Source organism: Pedobacter sp. W3I1 (genome assembly GCF_030816015.1).
GTDB lineage: Bacteria > Bacteroidota > Bacteroidia > Sphingobacteriales > Sphingobacteriaceae > Pedobacter.
Window position 1 is genome coordinate 2,136,239 of the sequence record NZ_JAUSXN010000001.1, and the last position, 19,263, is coordinate 2,155,501.

A 19,263-nucleotide genomic window follows, 5' to 3' on the forward strand; every position below is an offset into this window, starting at 1 on the left:
TACCCCAAAGGGTACGGCCACCTTTAATTAAGAGAGAAAAAAATTAGAATACAAGCTTTGACCATGTAGCAGCCCAAACTGGAAGTGTAACTGTAGATGGAGAACCTGGTGTGTTGTACCAAGGTTGGCTTACACCAAAATAACTTGCGTTGGTTGGGTTAACCACTAATGAGTTACCACCATTATCAACATAAGTGCCAGATGCTGTAGTAATAGCGTTGTTGAAACCATGAACAGATGTAGTACTGATGCTTGAAACACCGGCTGGAGCATCTGCATCAAATGCAATACCTGTGTTGTAACCAGAAACAATTACATCGATCAGATCAACTTCCGAACCTCTACGCTCGCGGATACCGTTGCGGTAACCTAAACCTGCGATACCGCTCGTATTTTCAGTTCCGAAGATGTTTACATTAATTAAAGTTGGATGTGTTTTAGGCGTTAAGCTAAAGGTTGCATCTTCAGCAGGCGCATTGTTGTCAGATTCGATACCGTTAGAATCGCTGTTACCACCACTTGTACTGTGCGTAGAATTTTTATCAGCAATGGCTACTGCATCACTTAATGTACCTGTAAAACCGTTATCAAAATCGAATTGATCATCATCAGATGCTAAAGCAATTAAATTGCTAGGGCTAACTGTACCACCGAAAAATTCGAATCCATCATCAAGGCCATAAGAAACCTGTACGTGATCAATAGTAGTACCGTTACCCACACCACCTAAAGTTAAACCATTAACTTCGATGTTTGTAGCCAACTGAAAACCTGCATACTCGATGCGTACATACTGTAAAGTACCGCGGTTATCGGCATCGTTCGTTCCACCGTAATGGAACTGAGGCTGGTCAGCTAAACCTTCAATCAGTTTATCGCCAACGTTAATCGTTGCATTACCTAAAACAATTAAACCACCTAAATCGCCTGGTTTACCTGTTGTATTTGCATCGCCGTCTAAAAGGTAACGGCTCGTAAATACAATCGGATCAGCAGCTGTACCAACAGCATTGATGTTGCCATCTTTTGCGATTACCAATACACCATTTTGTACACCGGGTGTATTTACCGATGCTTTGATATAAGTACCTGCCTGGATAGTTAATGTTGCCCCGTTTCTAACCGTTACTACACCACTGATTTCGTAAACATTTCCTGGGGTCCAGGTAACAGAGCTGGTAATGTCTCCACTAACAGCTACTACTGGCAATGATGACTGTGAATAGTCTGCTGCCGAAGTGCTGCGGTTACCAAATGAATCAGAACCACCTTCATTTTTTTTACAAGCTGTAAAAGAAACGGCAACAATTGATAAAAGACCGATTAAATTTTTGAAATTTTTCATTTTCGTTTTTGTTTTTCATGGGATCTTATAGGTATGATCCATGTTTTTTAGGTTGATTTTTTTGGACATTTAGATATGAGGCCAGGTCATCCATTATTTTGTGGAAATAAAAGGCTATTTATATCTAAATGAGATGATTTTTTATATCTTAGTGTTTCTTCTCGATTTCACTAAGTGACCTGTTAGCTACCCTTGGTTTTTAACAGTAAGTTTTTAAAATATTCGGGTTTATCCTGATACGCCGTTCCACTAGAAATGATCGGTTTAAAACGGAGGGTTCTGGTACAACCTTTCGTTTTTTTTATGGCTATGCAGGAAATTATTGTTCCTCCTTTCTTATTAAATGATGTGAACTTTATTTATACTGTTTTTCATAGTAGCTTTAAAAGTTATAGGTAATAGAGGTACTGTAGGTTCGGCCAAATTTCTGGCTAAAGCTGATCAGGTCGCCATCATCATATTTGTTACTATATCCTTCTTTTAACCTTGTCCTGTTGCTACGGTCGGCATCGCCACCAACGTAATCCGGATTTACCTCATAGCTGGCAGTATTCCGATAAAAAACCGACGCCCTGTTCAAAATATTTCCGGCATTGATCTTTATCTCAAGCCTGTTTTTTAATAAACGTCCACTAATCTGAGCATCTATCTGTGCCCTGGGTTTTTCGTATTCAATATCAGCGGGCAGTTCACTTACGATATATGTTTTATAGCCCGATTTGTTGTACATTATGTTGAAGCCAAAACGGCTTGCATTATATTGTAAGCCCAGGTTAACCAGATAGGGCGACTGTCCGTACATAGGGCGGTTCTGTTTGCTTGAAGCCTCTATGCTTGGAGGACCATTTGGATCTGTATTGGCCACCAGGTATGTTCCTTTCACATCCGATCGTTGAAGGGTTAAATTGGCGTATGCCGTTAGGTTGCTAAACAGTTTATGTGTAGAAATAAAGCTGAAATTTTTCCGTAGTTCAAGCTCTAGCCCATAAACTTGTGCAAAATCGGCACTTTTTAAGTAGTAGTTGATGTTGCCTGAGGCGGTACTAAAGGTAAGTTCGGTAGGTGTGTCGAATTTCTTGTAAAAGCCTCCTGCAGAAATGATTTCACCAAGTCCGGGAAACCACTCTGCTTTCAGGTCGTAACTATTAATCCTGGTGCTGTATAAGCCCTGGTTGCCAAATTGGGCACCAAGATACGGGCTATATCTCCAAAACTGACTATTGTCTAATAGTTCAGGTCGGATTACGCTGCTCGAAAAGGCGGTCCGGATATTGAGGCTACTTGTAGGACTGTAAGTTAAATTTGCAGATGGAAGCCATTGCCAGTGTTTATCTGGTTTGATACTGAATATTTTGAGGTTGGTGTTGTTCCCGTTGTTTATTTCATCATATTTATAATATTCTGCACGTACACCCCAAACCAATCTGAATTTCTCCAGAAACCTGGTGTCAAACATCACAAAACCAGCCTGTGTAAGGCTTTTGCCCTTGTATATATCCTGGAAACCATTACCCACATTATAGAAGAAACCATTGGCACCGCGAATGTTTTCGGGCTGTTGCATCTCTGCTATTGTTAAATAGCGCAGGCTATCTGGCAGGGTATTAAAGTTGGCCGAAAAGGAAGCGATAGTCCAGTTAAATCGTGCTTGTTTCCAGTTTCCGAAATATCCTGTTTTTAACGTGTTTCTTGTTCCTGATACTTCAAAGGGAACAGATGTAGACACATCCCACGAATAATGCTCTTCGGCATTTTCATAATGGTGACGGGAGGTCGGTAGGATACGGGGCTCACTACTGTTTACAATATCATAAAAATACAGGTATTCCTTACCAATAAGCCTTGGCACCTGGGTGGCCAGTATCACATCTTTTTCGGTACGATTGATCGATGTTCTGGCAAGATTCCATTCTATTTTAAATTTACCTGCCTGGTGCTGTCCGCTTAGTTTGTTCTGCAACAGATCTGTAAATGTTGGATCATCTGTTTCTTCCAAACGGTTGGCAGGTGTATTGCCTGAAACATCAAAACTGTGTCCAAGTGTTCTCACCAACGTATTGTCGTACATGTGTGTGTAATTGTTGCGGAAACTATACCTGTTTTTGCCCGATTGGTAGCCAATGTTTAACAGCGCAGACCAGGTTGTGTTAAAACCATAACTCGAACCGACATTGTTATATAATTCGGAAGCAGACCAGTCTCCTCTTTTCTGTTGATCAAATGTGTTGATCTGTTGTGTGTTCCGGTAACTTATTGATCCTGTAAAACCAAGTCTCTTTTGTTTTAAGGTATCAACCTGAATCATTCTTCCGATACTGAATTGATAGTTTTGAGAGGGTGCAGCTTGGTAACGGTATATTGTAAAATTATCGTTGGTAAATAAATGGCTCTGCGTTTCTACCTTTTTTGCATATTCCGCTTCTGTTAAAGTATTGTTGGGTGCGACTCTTCTATCAGTTACAACAAGGTTTTTAGGATAATCCCTTCGGCTATCATCAAAACCCAGATAGTCATATTTACCTCTTTTATGACTTAAAAAATCCTTACCAGTACTTTGGTCGTTGTACGATGTTCCTGCAGTAAAACTCATAAAATTTTCTGTTGGGATGTCTTTAGTGTTAATCTGGATCAAGCCACCCCCAAAACTAGTATTCATATCAGGCGTAACCGTTTTACTTACCACTACATTATCAACGAGGTTAGATGGGATAAGATCAAAGGAAAAATTGCGTGTCTGCGCTTCTGTACTCGGCAGCGTAACGCCGTCAAGCTGTGCTGAATTATAACGCTCGCCAATTCCCCTTACAATTACAAACTTATTGTCTATAGAACTTACGCCACTAATGCGTTTCAAACTTTCACCGATGTTTTTATCGGGTGTTCTGCTAATTTGTTCTGCACTGATCCCATTGCTGATTTCGGAGGCATTTTTCTGGCGGGCCAGTAAACCCTCAACTGATGCTTTTTTGTAACTGGCTGTTACCACCACTTCCTGAAGGCCTTTTGCATCAGGTTTTAACGAAATGTCTAATGGTGTATTTTTATCAGCCTTTACGTTTACCTCGCTAATGCGCTGGGTAGCAAAAGAAATATAACTAACCTCTACAGTATAAGTGCCTGGTTCAACGCTTAAAGTGTAACTTCCATCGCTGGCAGTTTGTGTGGCTTTACCCGTTTCGATAACTTTAATGGAAGCACCAGGGAGGGTTTCACCTTTTTCGTCTAATATTTTGCCTGATATGCGTCCGGGTTTTACCGGATCTGGAAGTTTGTAAAGCAATATGGTATTGTTATCAGCAAACCTGTAGGTTACCCTGGTTCCTGAAAGTATTTTTTTGAGGATCAGTTCAAGTGGTATGTTTTTTGCCTCGAGGCTTATTTTGCTGTTCTGGCTAAAAATCGACCTGTTGTAATTAATCGACAAGCCTGCTTTTTCTTCTAAAATACTTAGCGCATCCGAGATGCTCATTTCGGCTATTTTGATGCTTATATTGCTTTCTTTTGGTGTTTGGGCAAAGCCGCTTGCCATGCCTTGGTTAAATAAAAAGATACATAACATTACCAGGACTACCAATGGCCTGTAATCGAAATTGATAATATATTCTTTTATATATTCATAAAATCCTATTTTCATAGGTTCAAGATGTTTTTTAATTCTCACGGGTTAAAAACTTTTGTTTAGGAGCTGGATTGTTCGAGCAATCCGGCTCCATGTTTATGTTAAGAGGTTTAATTTATTTTTCATAGGTATAAATCCGGTAATGTTGCGCCTGTGTATTGCGCCCTATAAGCTAACCCATCATTGGCAGCCCTCCCCCCATACGGTAATTGTTTTAGTGCCTGTATCTATTTTGTATTTCAGGTGTTTCCCGCTCATCACATGGAGCTCTTCCATTACATTGGTGATGCTTTTGTTTGAAAAGGTGGCATTAAACCTGCATTGATTAAGTTTATTACTCTTTAGCTCAATGTGCACATTGTAATATCTCTCCAATGATTTGAGCATATTTGGTAGCGTCACATCTTTAAAAGCAAAGCTATTTTTGATCCAGGCATTTACTTCAGTTACCCGTTCAGTATGTACCGTATAATTACGTTCCTTTAAGTGATAAAATATTTTCATGCCAGGAGTAAGCAGTGAAAGCTCTTTTAGTTTGCCCTGGCTGTTCTCTGATACCTTTACCTTACCAGTTTGCACGGCAACGCTGAAGGTGCCATCTTTTGGATAAGCATAGATATTGAAAGAAGTACCTAAAACCTGTGTCTGCATCTGCCCGCTATATACAATAAAAGGACTTGTGGTATCGCGTTTTACTTCAAAAAAAGCTTCTCCATCAAGCCGTATTTTTCTTAAACCGCCCTTCACAAAGTGTGATGGCCAGATAAGTTTACTTCCGGCACCGAGGTATACAATAGAACTATCGGGCAAAATCAACTTTACTTTTTCACCTTTTTGTGTGGTTTTACTTAAAAAAGCAATGGCTGTTTGTACAGGTTGTTGTGCTTTCTTATATGCATACCAGCCAATTGATGCAGAAATGATTACCACAATTGTTGCGGCATATTTTAATAGTGGGAAAAATGATCGGCTTTTTGGTTGGCGTTCCTCAACTTTATCCCATATCTCTGCCAGTCCCTGGACAGCATTTAAAGAGTAATCGGTTTCACTTGTTTGTTTTGCCCAGGCCCTTTCCATTACGCCATGAAATTCACTATCGGCGTTCGCTGGATCGGCCAGATACTCCATCAGGATTTTTTCTTGCTCCAGATTGGTTTTACCTGCAAAGTACTGTTCAAATAGTATTTTAATGTTTTCTTTCACTTTAATGTTTGTAAGCTTTTATGCTGCGCGCTATTGTATATATGCACGAAACCCCGGATACAGCTATACAGAAAAATATTTTTTTTAGAATAAATCGTAAAGTGCTGTTTAACAGTGTGTTATTTTTTTCGGTGGAAGGTGGGATTAATAACAATGATCAATTTATGCAATAACCAATCCTGCATACTCGCCCTGACTTGCTTCCGGATCTTAATACCAGAATAGATCCTGAAACAAGTTCAGGAGGACGCGCCGCTTGGGTTGAGCTAGAAAAAAACTTAATGTTCTTAACCTCTTAATGATGAAATGGCGGAAGATGTAAAAGGGAAGATGGATGAGGAGTGATCAATAATCAATATTAACCGACTAAAAAGTTAATGATAAAAACAATAAGGATCCTGAAACAAGTTCAAGAGGACGCGTCGCTTGGACTGCGCTAGAAAAGCTTAATTTCCTTAACTTCTTAATGATGAAATGGCGGAAGATGTAAAAGGGAAGATGGATGAGGAATGATCAATGGAAACCGACTAAACACAACGATAGAAGCAATATAGCTCCTGAAACAAATTCAGGAGGACGCGCCGTTTGGATTGCGTTAGAAAAACCTTAATGTCCTTAACTTCTTAATGATGGAAGATGAAAAATAGGATAGGGCGCTTATCTTAACGCTTCTTGCCAACCACTTAACAAAAAAATACTATTGCAAAAGATAATATCGTTTCAGGAGAATAAGTGCTGAAATATTTTCGCATTATACCCAGTGATTTTTTGAGGTGATTGTTTACCGTGTTTTTGGAGATGCCCATCAACTCCGATATCTCCTCATGTGTATGGTGGTCATTCCTACTCATCAGATATATTTTTTTTACCTGCGGAGAAAGACTTTCTATCGCTTTCTGTACAATCTGTTTAGTTTCTTTGGCATCAAGTTCATCTTCAATGGCATTAAAAGATTGCTCATGCTTAAGGTTTTCGCTGCTATAGGCTTTTTCTCTGGCTTTTTTACGGAGTGTAGAGAGGAAATTATTGCGGATAAGGGTATAAAGAAAGGCATCAAAATTCTTTTGTGGGTCGATCTTCGATCTGTTTTCCCAAAGCCTCACAAAAACATCTTGTGTTAGCTCTTCAGCGTCTTCTTTGTCTCTTGTAAAATGGTAGGCATAACCATATATTTTTTTGTGGTACTGATGGTAAATTTCATTAAAAGCAGCTGAATTGCCAGTTTTTACTGCATTCAGGAGTTTTGCGTTTTTAAAATCTTCCAACTGTTCCATAAGTAGCGGTTATGGGAGGCAAGTTAGTGGTCGCGTTTAAAGTTAATGTTAACACAATGAAAACCTTTTCTATCACCTTAATCGGTGCGTAGTTACGATGCTCTGTTGGGCAGACTGTGCCCTCGAATCCATTAAAATGCGATCAGCCCGAAAGCTTTCAGAAACCACATTATTTATAGCAATTGAAGTTTTGATGGTTTTACCTGTTATCGCAGCGATTGCTGTCTTTACCATCGGATCAGCAGCATCACCCAGTTGAAGCAAAGGCAAAATACTCATTTCATTGATTGCAATATCGGGGTTGATTCCAGCACTATATCCACCGCTGCCTTGTGCATTAAAGAGTTTATAAACAATCGGGTGCATTTCCCAGTTCACCTGTTTAGGGCTTCGGGCATCAAATATCCTAAATGATGCTTCATCCTTTCCCCTTGTTTTTTCGCCGATTAGCACCACTTGAATAAAAGGTTTAAGGTTATTGATCATGACTTCTGATGCAGATGCCGTGGCGGCTGTCGATAAAATATAAACCCGGCTAAGGCCAAGGTTTTGTTGCAGGAGGGTGTTAAAATTTACGGTACCATCGAAAGTAGCTGAGGTACCAATAGATTCTGTTTTGGCTCCTCCATTTTTATTGCCTCTGTAGGTAATGAAAGGTTTATCGAACGATACATTTTTAGCAATCATGGCACATATGCCAGCTGCTTCTGCTACCTGACCACCCGCGTTATAACGGAGATCGAGGATAAGCTCGGATACGCCTTCTGCTTTAAAATTACTAAAAACAGGAGCGAGCGAGCTGGCCAAACCGCCGTTAAAATCCAGAAAATAGAGGTAACCGATTTTTTTTCCATCGCTTTCTATAACCTTGCTAATCTCCCGTTGGTCGAGTATTACACTTTTGCTTAAGTCAACAGTGCGTGTATCTGTCCAGGTATTGTTATTCAATTCGGCTAAACCTAAAGAAAAGCGGTCGCTGTTTAAGATTTCGGTTTGTAAAGTTTGTGCATTACCAGCGGTTAAGGTTTTGCCGTTAATTTTACTGAAGTAATCTCCGCGTTTTAAACCGGCCCTTGACGCCGGAGAATCTTTTAATACAACTTTAATGATTCCGATAACCTTTGTGCTCTTTTGGTCGCTTACTGTTGCATAATCAAAACCAAAATTTCTATTGCTTGGGGTGGCGGTGGTAGGGTCGTTAGGGATATGGATATAGGAAAAGCGATCGGATGGATTGCGGATGGAATTAAAAAAATCTTTTGGCGATAAACTGATATTGGGATCGGCAGGCAATTGCTCATTCCAATAATAGTAGCGTTTAAGGCTATCGAGTATCCAGGTATTGATATTCTCGTTGCTTCCAATCGGATAATCGGGGTTTTTATTGCCCTTTTTGCAGGATGGTAGAACGGCTAAAAATAGAATGACAAGATAAATACTATAATTAGTTATTAGTTTTAAGTAGGTTATCGGTTTTGTCATTGCCTTTCCGGATTTTAGGAACAAACTTAACGCTACTATTGTTAACTCGAGATTAATTTTCAAATCGGATTTATCTATCGCATATCGCCTTAAAAGAAATGGAATCCTTTGTTAAGTTATTATTATAATATTGGTTAATGTTAACATAACAATAATTAAACATTAGCTTTTTGTAGTGTTAACTTTGCGCCGTGAATTTCCCGCTCTATATCTATTATGAACTGCTGATCCGTTTATCTGAAGTTGAATCCGAAATCGGTCATTATGTATCCTCTAAGGCAAATGAAGAAGTTTGCATATTGCGTACCACAAACGGTACAGTAAATGTTCCGGTTAACTTTTTAAAGCGACAGTTCGAAGATCCCAATCTGATCAATAAAGACGAATTAATAGCATTAATTAAAGGTTTTAGGCCTAGCTATGAGTAATTCGTTAGGTGGTCAAATAAATCATTTCTAAAATAAACTCAGGATTCTTTTTGCTGAAAATAGAGTCATTCACGCTATTCATTTAAGCTTAAGGATTATGCCAGGTAATAGTTGCAATATCGCCTGGCATAATTGTTTTACTTTATCGCACCAAACGCTGCAAAATAAGAGTTTTTATGCAGGATCTCGGTAACGCTAAAGCCAACTTTTTGCAATAAAGCCAGCTGATAGTTTAAAGAACGAGGGGTATCTTCATATTCAATATAATCAAATACCTTTTGCTTATATGCCGCACCACCAAGTGTTTCCAGGTAGGCTCCGTATTGATCTTGAAAAAGATGATCAATCAAAACTGAATCATGTGCAATGAGGTCTGAAATCCAGATACTGCCTCCGGGTTTTAAAGCCCGGTAAACTTTAGTAAAAACAAGTTCCCAATCGGCATCAGTACGCAAGTGATGAAATGTTGCAGCAGCAAGTATAATGTCGAAATGATTATCGGGTAAATTAAGGTTGCGCATATCATCCTGTATAGCAGTCACTGTTCCGGTAGTTTGTGCCGATACCCTATCCCTTGCGCGTTCCAGCATCGGTAAACTTAAGTCGTTAAGTGTACAGTTAAGGTTTGGGATTTTGCTGAGCATTTTTAATGTGTAATTACCCGCACCACATCCAATATCCAACAGTTCTTTCGCATTTGGATTGATGTAACTGGCCGCTCCGGTGCAAAGCTCCATGGTAAGTGGCGCATCGATGGTAGTTTGTTGACCGCTTTCTAAGTTCGAGAAACGTTCTACATCGTTATCAAACCTTGTTTTGATTTCTTCATTTGTTGCTTTATGCGCATAATCTTTATTCATTGCTTTAATTTTTTTTGTAAAGTTAGCGCTGTTAATCATATTTGTAAAATATCAATTTTAGCATAAAACGATACTTATCAGGTATTATAAATATGGAACTCAGACATTTGTTATATTTTAAAACTGTTGCAGAAGAACTTCATTTTACTAAAGCTGCAGCAAAACTTTTTATCTCGCAGCCTCCTTTGAGCAGACAGATTAAAGAACTGGAAGAAGAACTCGGCGTACAACTGTTTGTTCGGAGTAATAAGCGGGTTGAGTTAACAAATGCCGGCAAATATTTTAAAGCTGAAGTAGATGCCATGTTTGCCAAGCTGGAAGAAAGTAAAGAAGTTGTCCGTAAAATTCATGAAGGTGTTAGCGGCGAATTAAAGATTGGCTATATCAGTTCGGTTTACCAATCTCATCTCGCAGAAATTTTAAAATTGATGCATCAGGAATTTCCTTATCTGAAAACGAGTTTGTTCGAAGTGCCTACACTTGCCCAAATTAAAGAACTGGAACATGGCGGCTTAGATGTGGGGATTTTAAGAGCCCCGGTTTTATCTGAAAAATTGAAAGTAGAATCATTGTTTTTTGATCCCTTTGTGGTGGTTATTCCTTTAACAGATCAAAAAATTGATACCAATAAAGAGCTTGCGGATTTTTTAAAGAAGAGTCCGTTTATCTTCTTTAATAAAGATTTTGCACCTCAGTATAACCAGAAACTTATGGAGATTTGCCAGAGAATGGGCTTTAGTCCAGACATTACCCACGAGGCTAACAATGTACACTCCATATTACAATTGGTAGAAGCAGGCTTGGGTATATCTATTTTGCCACTATCGTTAAAAAAGCAATATGCACAGTTAAAAGTATCTTTTATTGAATTTGATGCCATTCCTGTTAATACAGAGGTGGTATTAGCTTATAAAGAATCGAATAAAAACCCCGCATTAACCTGGTTTATTAAACACTATACCCAGTTAAAAATGAATTGATTAATTCAAGGCCAAAAGAGGTTGTATCATAAGTTGTGATTCCATTCGAACTTGTCACGTTGAGCTTCCCGAAGAATCGGGACAAGTAGTCGAAACGCTTTACGGGGCATTTAAACAGGTCCTTCGACAGGCTCAGGATGACAATTCTATATATATGATACAGCCTCTTTTTCAAATTGGGTAACTCCTGTGTTTTCCACTGTTGGTGTCAGTCTCTTTTTACGACTTCAAAAGAAAGGTTTAATGTATACAAAAGGGCAGTAGAAATGAATTGATGTAAATATGCCCTAAAAAGGTAGTTGATTTCTGATTTTCTACCCTATCATTTCCAATTTTCAACTTTTTTAAGCTTGTAAAAGCACAAATTTGTCGCAACCAACATCAAAAGCCTATGTTAAGGCTTAATACAAAATGAATTATACAAGTTTACCTAACCTATGAAGAAATTATTGTTCGCCATATGTTTTCTGGCTACAGCGGTAATTGCTCATTCACAAGAGGCAGCTGATGAAAAAAAAGCAATGAAAAACCTGCTCGACAAGCAGTTTGCACTTGCTCAGAAACAATATCAATTATTAGCTAAAAACACCCCCGCTGATCGCATGCCAAAAACCTATTATTCTAAAAATAATAAGTTGGAAACGAGCGATACCAAATGGTGGTGCAGTGGTTTTTATCCCGGCTCTCTACTTTATATTTACGAATATACCAGGGATTCTGGCACTTTAAAAGAGGCAGAAAAACGCCTGGCTATACTAGATAAGGAGAAACATTATACCGGAAACCATGATTTAGGTTTTATGATGTTCTGTAGTTTTGGCAATGCCTACCGCATTACAGGTAATGCTTTATATAAACCAACTATCGATACTGCCGCAGCTTCGCTTGCCACACGCTACCGTCCGGCTGCTAAAGTAATCCAATCGTGGAATAGTAGTAAACAGTGGAAAGGCCCTGTTATTATTGATAATATGATGAATCTGGAGTTACTGGCATGGGTATCAGCTCATGGTGGCGATCCGAAATACAAGGAAATTGCCATCAATCATGCCGATGCTTCGCTTTAAAAACCATTTCAGATCAAACTATAGCTCTTACCATGTAGTAGATTACGATATGACCACGGGGAAAGTACTTAAAAGAGGTACGGCTCAGGGAGCATCTGACGAATCGGCCTGGAGCCGTGGCCAGGGCTGGGGATTATATGGTTATACCATGATGTACCGCTTTACCAAAAACAAACGGTATCTCAACCAGGCAAAGAACATCGCCAAATTTATCATCAACCATCCAAATATGCCTGCCGATCAGGTTCCATATTGGGATTTTAACGCGCCGAACATTCCAGATACTTATCGCGATGCTTCCGCTGCTGCGGTTATTGCCTCTGGTTTATTGGAATTAGGGCAGTATGCAACAAAAAGTGAGCGAAAATTATATGTAAGCGAAGCAAAAAGAATGATCATTTCACTTTCATCTGATGCGTATTGTGCAGAGCTGGGTGAAAATGGTGGTTTTTTGCTCATGCACAGTACTGGAGCTTTACCCCTGAAATCAGAAGTCGACGTTCCGCTTAGCTACGCCGATTATTACTATCTCGAAGCGTTAATGCGCTATAAAAACTGGTATTTATAACACACAATATGGAAAGAAGAAAATTTATAGGGGCCTTGTCATTAACCGGAGTATTTGGGCTGTTTAATCCTAATGAAGTTTTATCTGCTGCAAAAATTAATAGGAACACAAGCACTCAATCGAAAAACGACAGAGAATATTGGTATAAACTGCTGTATAAAATTGCCAGCCCTGTGGTTTCCAATTTAGCTAATGGAACATTGATTAAAAATATGCCAGTAGTTACGGCGCCGAAATTCGATTCCAGAACACCTGCCGTATCGTATTTAGAAGCCGTTGGCCGTACCTATGCCGGCATTGCGCCCTGGCTTTCGTTACCTGATGATACCACAACGGAAGGTGTTTTAAGAAACAAACTGAAATTACAAGCCATTCAGGGATTAGATAGCTGTTTTGCAGCAAATAGTCCTGATAAATTAAATTTTACCAAAGATTATCAGCCGATTGTAGATTCAGCCTACCTCGCGCAAACCTTTTTAAGAGCACCTAAAGCTTTATGGGAGCCGTTAAAGCCTGAAACAAAGCGCGAAATTATCGTTTCGTTTAAATCATTAAGAAACAGAAAACCCTTTAAAAATAACTGGTTGTTATTTGGTTCCATTACCGAAGCCTTTTTATTGTCGATTGGTGAATCGTACGATGAAGGCCGCCTAAATGAAGGCGTAGATACATTAAACGCATGGTATAAAGGAGATGGTTGGTATGGCGATGGCGTTAACATGGCTTTTGATTATTACAACTCTTTTGTAATTCACCCGATGATGGTGGATACACTTGCCGTGATGCTGGATAAAAACCTAATCAAAAAAGACCGATATGATCTTGCTGTAAAAAGGATGCAGCGTTATGTAGTAGGGCAAGAGCGCATGATCTCTCCTGAAGGAACCTATCCACCAATTGGGCGTTCAATTACCTACAGAACCGGCGCTTTTCAGGCATTGAGCCAAATTGCCCTCATGCGTAAGTTACCAGCTACTATTCAACCAGCCCAGGTACGTTCTGCCTTAACTAAAGTTAAACAGAATATGTATGGCATACCTGGAACTTTTGATGCAAAAGGATGGTTACAGCTGGGTTTTTGCGGTCATGATCTGGAAATAGCAGATTATTATACTTCCACAGGCAGTTTGTATATGGCTACCTTATCATTCCTTCCGCTGGGTTTACCAGCTACCGACGAATTTTGGGCCGCACCTTCGGCAGAATGGACATCGAAAAAAGCCTGGGCAGCAAAACCCTTCGCAAAAGATTATCATGTAGATTTTTGATCTTGATAAAAAAGGGACGTATCAAAAGTTAAATTCGATTCGAATTGTTACGTTGAGCTTCAAGATGAAATCTGACAAGTAATTGAAACGCTTAGCCGGGGCCATTTAATTTAGTCCTTCGACAGGCTCAGGATGACAATCTATATTATGAGACAGTCTCTTTTCTCCGCTGTGGTCAGGATGATGAAACCTCACAGTATTTCATCTCCACTCCAATGTTTTTAAAAAACTGATCTCTATCATTAACGTATTTGTTTAAATAGCTTAAAATCAATCCGCTACATTATTATAACCCCAGTCGGGGTTATAATAAAAGATTATTTTAATCAAAAGGAGTCTAAGATAAGTACAGATTATATTTGCTTTAGAAGTATAAATTCAATCTTGCGAAGAAAGTTTGCATCTAACAGACGCTTGTACAGCACCTCAAATACCATTGAAATTTATCCTAATTCGGGATGTGCTTGTTGATGATGATGAAAAAAGAGAATCAGTGTGCTCATAATCGCTATTAAGAATCTGTTGCTAATTTTTTAGATAATTATTGTAAATGTAACATTACAATTTGAATTGATTGTGATTGTTTATTTTTCTTGATCAACTAGATTTTTAATTGCATTTCTTTAAATACAATTAGGTAACGCATTATTTGTTTTTTTGTTTACTGTTTCTTTGCAAATTATTTTTTTTTGAGGATATTAGACATGTTTAAATAGCAAATATGTACCCGTCTATTGTTAATGCTTCTCTCCATGTATTCTGCCTTGCAGGTATTATCCCATCTCAAGATTCATAAAACAAACCAGTCGGTTTCTGCTGTAATCAACAATAAATTTTCAATGTCTGGTAACGGGCAGAGTAATATTATATTTTAGACCTAATGCATTATGATTAGCTGTTACGTAATCGGCGAACTGCATACCGTAGAATCTTTATGTGTGTACATAAACGACTACCCGCTTACTCAATTAAAGGGGTATGCTGTGCAGCGACCAGAAAGTTTTGATGCGGTATATTCGATCAGACCAGGGATCGTTTTCGTTGATGTTGCATTTTTAAGTGGTAGCAATAGCTGGTTGGAGCGGATCAAACAGTTTTCTTCAATTGTTTTGGTATCAGAGAATACGGAAATGGCATTCGAAGCCTTCGAACATGCAGCATTTGATTACCTCATCAGGCCAATTACTTTTAACCGTTTTGTAAAAAGCATTAATAAATTCGATCACCTTACACAGCTGGCCCAATCTGTAAACATATCAAAGAAGCAACAAGTGGTAGATTCTTTTTTTATCAAAGCAGATTCTAAAGGCCTAAAAGAATTCCTGATCAAATGCGATCAGCTGATCTATATACAGGCTATGCAGAATTATGTGGTACTTTATATGGAAAATGATCAACGTTTCTCCTGCCACAACTCTATGAAAGAAATGGAAGATAGTTTACCAGCCAGTTGTTTTAGCAGGATACACAAATCCTTTATTATTAATGATGAAAAAATTACTTCAATAGAAGGGAACATGGTAATACTTAGTGGTGATGAAAGCAATAAATTATTGATAGGAAACACTTACCGTAAGGCATTTTTTGAAAAGAAGGCTCAGAAAATGATCAGAAAAAAATCTGAAATCCAGATCTTTTCTTATTCCAGGTTAGCCTCGGCGTTGATTACCTTTGGGGCATTACTGTTAAAGATACAGGTAGTAGGCGAATTTAATATACTGTTATAAATATGAAGAAGAATATTAGCGTTCTAATGGGGAGTATTTTGCTATTGCTGGCAGGATGTAGCGAGTTTATAGAACCTTCCATAGAAAATCGAAAGATAGATGTTCTGGCTCCCGCGAACAGATTAGAGACCAATAGTTATCAGCAAACTTTCTGGTGGAACCCCCTGTCGGATGCACTTTTTTACAGGTTACAGGTAGTGTCGCCCAAATTTGATAGTGTAAGTAAACTGATTTTGGATACCTTGATCAAGACCGAAAAATTTGTGTACACCATGGATCCAGGCAAATACGAATGGCGCATTAGGGGAGAGAATGGCAGCAGTGCGAGCAGTTACAGTACCCGGTCGCTTGAAATTTTTCCATCGAGTCTTACCGAGCAGAGTGTCCAGCTTACGGTTCCTTCAAGTGGCCTCTATTTTTCAAAACCCGAGATCAGGTATGAGTGGCTTAAGCTTTTTGGTGCCTCCGTTTATCGCCTGCAGGTGGATAACAATAATTTTCTGGATGAAAAGAACATGACACTGAACATCACTACGAGTAATTTAGGCTTTTTGCAGACCCTTACCCAGGAAGGAACTTACCAATACCGGGTGCGGGCAGAAAACGCAACTGAGAATTCGAAATGGAGTGCTGTAAGAACCCTTAGCTATGATGCAACCGGACCAGAGCGGGTGACCTTAAGTACTCCGTTGAACAAACAAACGGTGTCGAGGCCGGTAAGGTTGGTGTGGAACAGGATTGCCGATGCAGAACGATATGAGGTCTCCGTTTATAAAAGTGATGAGCAGACTGCTTATAATAAGAGTTATCCTCAAACTGTAACTTCTACAGAACATGTTTTCGATGCAGGAGATGTTGGCGAAACAATTGCCTGGCGGATAAGGGCTTTTGACAAAGCTGGAAATGCAGGAGCCTATAGTGAGATCAGAACTTTTATTATCCAATAGCCATGAAAAGCAAAAAAATGACCTATCTGCTGATCTGCTGTGTTGCAGGGGTATGGGGCATAATTTTTTACAGGGTCTTTACTGGCATGGCAACAGAGGATGCTGCAGAGGTTAGTACCCGTACAACTCGTGAACCTTATTTTAATATGATTGATCATGCAAAAGATGCGGTGGTACTTGAAATGGGTTACAGTGATCCCTTTGCTTCAGGAGGTTCAGAGCCAGTGAATGTTCCGGTGTCTTCCGTTCAGGCTTTTGTGCCAATGGCTACTCCAATAAAGCCAAAGGTAAATTGGTCAGGGATTATTTATAGTGGGCAAATCTATAACCGGATCGAAAAAAGGAATGTAGCCATTATCAGTGTAAATGGTAAAGAAGTGATGTTGAGCGAAGGGGAAAGGGCGAATGGCTTGAAGTTTATAAAGCGGATTGGCGACTCGATAAAAGTTGAATACCAGGATGCTGTAAAATATTTATCAATAAAATAAATGAGAATTATTTATATCACAGTGCTTCAATTGTGCCTGCTGTTTTTACAGGCAGATGCACAACGCATTAAATCATATTTTGATGCAGATAACTATAACCATACCATTAATTATGACCATTACAAGGCTGTGTTCTATGTACAGCGTCCGGAAACGGGGTCTGGTAACATCAAATCTGACCGGAAATATGCCTGGTTTAGTGGCAATCAGATCCGCTATACTCAAGGAGGCTACAGTGGTAAACTGCTTAATGGTATTTACAATGAATTTTATGATACCAAAGGCCTTAAAACCCAGGGGCTTTTTGAGATGGGATTGAAGTCTGGAAAATGGAAGAGCTGGGGAGAAGATGGCGTATTGGATTCGATAGTGAACTATTCGTCAGGAAAACCAAATGGCAAGTTTGAAAAATATGATCAGGAAGGTGTTTTGCTGGAAAGGGGAAGTTACAGGGATGGTCAATTAAATGGAAAGCTCGAAAAGCGTATCGGTACAGACAGTATCCAGGTAACCAGGTACAAAAGGGGAAAGGTTGTGGCTTATAAACCAGGCAAAGCGGTTAAGATTACCCGCTGGTTAAAGTCCATTTTTACAAAAAAAGATAAGAAACCTAAAACTATTTAAATATGAAACTAAAAGATATCATTATTGTCATCCTTTTATTTGCAGGGAATACGCTTATGGCGCAGAATACCTTTCCTACATCTGGAAATGTAGGAATTGGCACTTTAAATCCGACTGTTTGGTTTGGTGGAACTGTACAACAGATTGAGGGACGTAGAGCAGTACTAAGGCTTGCACCGAGTCTTAGTGGTGATATCGGTACCATTTTATTTAAAGGTGCATATTCTGACGGCGTTAACGGATCTGATGATGAATTTCATCTCAACTATCTTAGCGATCCAGTCAATCCTCTTATTAACATTGGTGCATATAAAAATGGCGCAAAAACTGTTTTAACCTTAATGGGAACGGGCAATGTTGGAATAGGCACCGCAACACCAAGTGAACGGCTCGTGATAAATGGCAATTTCAAAGTTATTTTAGATCAGGCCAACTTCCCCGACAAAAATGTAATGGGAATTGTTTCTTTAGGATACTCGGGTATTACAGGTGCGAAAAACTGGGCGCTTAGAGGAGTTTACCAGTATCCTTTTGGTGTTGGGAACAATGCCGACGGTGGTGACCTGGATGTACTTAAATCAATGAATGGAGCTATTGTGCTGGCAACCAAAACAGATGGTACACCTTTAGGGAACGTGGGGATCGGAATAACCAATCCGGCTGAGCGGTTGGCTGTTAATGGTGTGATCAGGGCCAAAGAAATCAAAGTAGAAGCTGCCAACTGGCCCGATTATGTTTTTGAAACGGCATATGAGCTTCCTTCACTTACAGAAGTTGAAAAAAACATTAAGGCTAATGGTCATCTGCCTGGAATTCCTTCAGCACAAACTTTGACTAAGCAGGGAATTGCGGTGAGCGAGATGTTAAGCTTGCAGCAGAAGAAAATAGAAGAACTTACGCTTTATATCATCGAATTGAAAAAAGAACTGGATGCCATTAAAAGCAAAATAAAATAAACAACGAATGAAAAAAATTACACTCTCAGCACTTCTAATCATTTTAATATCAATTACAACATTTGCCCAAACACCTGATTTTAGTTTTAATGGTGCGGCGGATGTCAATCTTGTTTTTCCACCACGAGGAACCGGAGGTAGGGCCATTGTTCATGGGGGAGGGAATGCACTGGTACTGAACTATGATAATGATTTTACAGGTGGCACTTATCTAGGGGGATATTTCAGCCTTTTTCACGATGGATCATTAAGAGTGGCGATTAACGGCAATCAGGAAGTCTTTAATCTGATGGGGAATGGAAACCTGGGTTTAGGAACCAGTCAACCCGTGAGCAAGTTCCATATCACAGGTGATGAATTTATTACCATTGGCTTACCCTTCAACTCATAGGACTTAATAAAATGTCTCAACGCTCCAGCAAGGACA

The 19,263-nt window shown here is 39.3% G+C and carries 17 protein-coding genes; 11 read left to right on the plus strand and 6 right to left on the minus strand.

The features are described from left to right. Positions 1-43: 43 nt before the first annotated feature. The 5 genes from QF042_RS09070 to QF042_RS09090 form a co-directional block, all read right to left on the minus strand. Positions 44-1,345: a hypothetical protein gene (locus tag QF042_RS09070; RefSeq protein WP_307527457.1), complete on the minus strand. Its 1,302-nt coding sequence runs from the start codon at positions 1,343-1,345 to the stop codon at positions 44-46. Between the two features lie 382 nt (positions 1,346-1,727). Continuing rightward, positions 1,728-4,979 carry a TonB-dependent receptor gene (locus tag QF042_RS09075; protein WP_307527460.1) on the minus strand — a complete coding sequence of 1,084 codons (3,252 nt, stop codon included), beginning with the start codon at positions 4,977-4,979 and terminating at the stop codon, positions 1,728-1,730. A 165-nt stretch (positions 4,980-5,144) separates the two neighbouring features. Further along, a complete protein-coding gene (locus tag QF042_RS09080) occupies positions 5,145-6,167 on the minus strand; it encodes a FecR family protein (protein WP_307527462.1) in 1,023 nt (340 codons plus the stop codon). Positions 6,168-6,850: 683 nt separating this feature from the next. Next, positions 6,851-7,441, minus strand: a complete 591-nt coding sequence (locus QF042_RS09085; RefSeq protein ID WP_307527464.1) for an RNA polymerase sigma-70 factor — start codon at positions 7,439-7,441, stop codon at positions 6,851-6,853. Positions 7,442-7,513: 72 nt separating this feature from the next. Next, entirely contained in the window at positions 7,514-8,923 is a 1,410-nt protein-coding gene (locus QF042_RS09090; RefSeq protein ID WP_307527466.1) for a S41 family peptidase, read from the minus strand. Positions 8,924-9,114: 191 nt separating this feature from the next. On the opposite strand from QF042_RS09090, the gene QF042_RS09095 reads away from it, so the two are divergent. Continuing rightward, on the plus strand, positions 9,115-9,351 hold the full coding sequence (locus QF042_RS09095; protein WP_307527467.1) for a hypothetical protein: 237 nt from the start codon (positions 9,115-9,117) through the stop codon (positions 9,349-9,351). A 137-nt stretch (positions 9,352-9,488) separates the two neighbouring features. On the opposite strand, the gene QF042_RS09100 is transcribed toward QF042_RS09095, so the two are convergent. Further along, the gene (locus tag QF042_RS09100) at positions 9,489-10,211 is read right to left on the minus strand and encodes a class I SAM-dependent methyltransferase (RefSeq protein ID WP_307527469.1); all 723 of its coding nucleotides are present in this window, start codon (positions 10,209-10,211) and stop codon (positions 9,489-9,491) included. A 92-nt stretch (positions 10,212-10,303) separates the two neighbouring features. Between QF042_RS09100 and QF042_RS09105 the strand changes: the two genes are divergently transcribed. The 10 genes from QF042_RS09105 (at position 10,304) to QF042_RS09150 (ending at position 19,227) form a co-directional block, all read left to right on the plus strand. Then, positions 10,304-11,191: a LysR family transcriptional regulator gene (locus tag QF042_RS09105; RefSeq protein ID WP_307527471.1), complete on the plus strand. Its 888-nt coding sequence runs from the start codon at positions 10,304-10,306 to the stop codon at positions 11,189-11,191. A gap of 437 nt (positions 11,192-11,628) precedes the next feature. Continuing rightward, a complete protein-coding gene (locus QF042_RS09110; protein ID WP_307527473.1) occupies positions 11,629-12,258 on the plus strand; it encodes a glycoside hydrolase family 88 protein in 630 nt (209 codons plus the stop codon). Next, complete coding sequence (locus QF042_RS09115) at positions 12,245-12,826, plus strand: glycoside hydrolase family 88 protein (RefSeq protein ID WP_307527475.1); 582 nt, start codon at positions 12,245-12,247, stop codon at positions 12,824-12,826. Before QF042_RS09110 ends, QF042_RS09115 begins: the two co-directional genes overlap by 14 nt. Positions 12,827-12,834: 8 nt before the next feature. Continuing rightward, positions 12,835-14,094 carry a DUF2264 domain-containing protein gene (locus QF042_RS09120; RefSeq protein ID WP_307527477.1) on the plus strand — a complete coding sequence of 420 codons (1,260 nt, stop codon included), beginning with the start codon at positions 12,835-12,837 and terminating at the stop codon, positions 14,092-14,094. A gap of 887 nt (positions 14,095-14,981) precedes the next feature. Continuing rightward, entirely contained in the window at positions 14,982-15,821 is an 840-nt protein-coding gene (locus QF042_RS09125; protein WP_307527478.1) for a LytTR family DNA-binding domain-containing protein, read from the plus strand. 2 nt (positions 15,822-15,823) lie between these two features. Further along, positions 15,824-16,768: a hypothetical protein gene (locus QF042_RS09130; RefSeq protein WP_307527481.1), complete on the plus strand. Its 945-nt coding sequence runs from the start codon at positions 15,824-15,826 to the stop codon at positions 16,766-16,768. A gap of 2 nt (positions 16,769-16,770) precedes the next feature. After that, on the plus strand, positions 16,771-17,256 hold the full coding sequence (locus tag QF042_RS09135) for a hypothetical protein (protein ID WP_307527483.1): 486 nt from the start codon (positions 16,771-16,773) through the stop codon (positions 17,254-17,256). Continuing rightward, positions 17,257-17,880: a toxin-antitoxin system YwqK family antitoxin gene (locus QF042_RS09140; RefSeq protein ID WP_307527484.1), complete on the plus strand. Its 624-nt coding sequence runs from the start codon at positions 17,257-17,259 to the stop codon at positions 17,878-17,880. It begins immediately after the preceding gene. A gap of 2 nt (positions 17,881-17,882) precedes the next feature. After that, positions 17,883-18,836 (plus strand): hypothetical protein, encoded by a 954-nt coding sequence (locus QF042_RS09145; protein WP_307527486.1) that lies wholly within the window; start codon positions 17,883-17,885, stop codon positions 18,834-18,836. A 7-nt stretch (positions 18,837-18,843) separates the two neighbouring features. Beyond that, positions 18,844-19,227: a hypothetical protein gene (locus QF042_RS09150; RefSeq protein ID WP_307527488.1), complete on the plus strand. Its 384-nt coding sequence runs from the start codon at positions 18,844-18,846 to the stop codon at positions 19,225-19,227. Positions 19,228-19,263 lie beyond the last annotated feature (36 nt).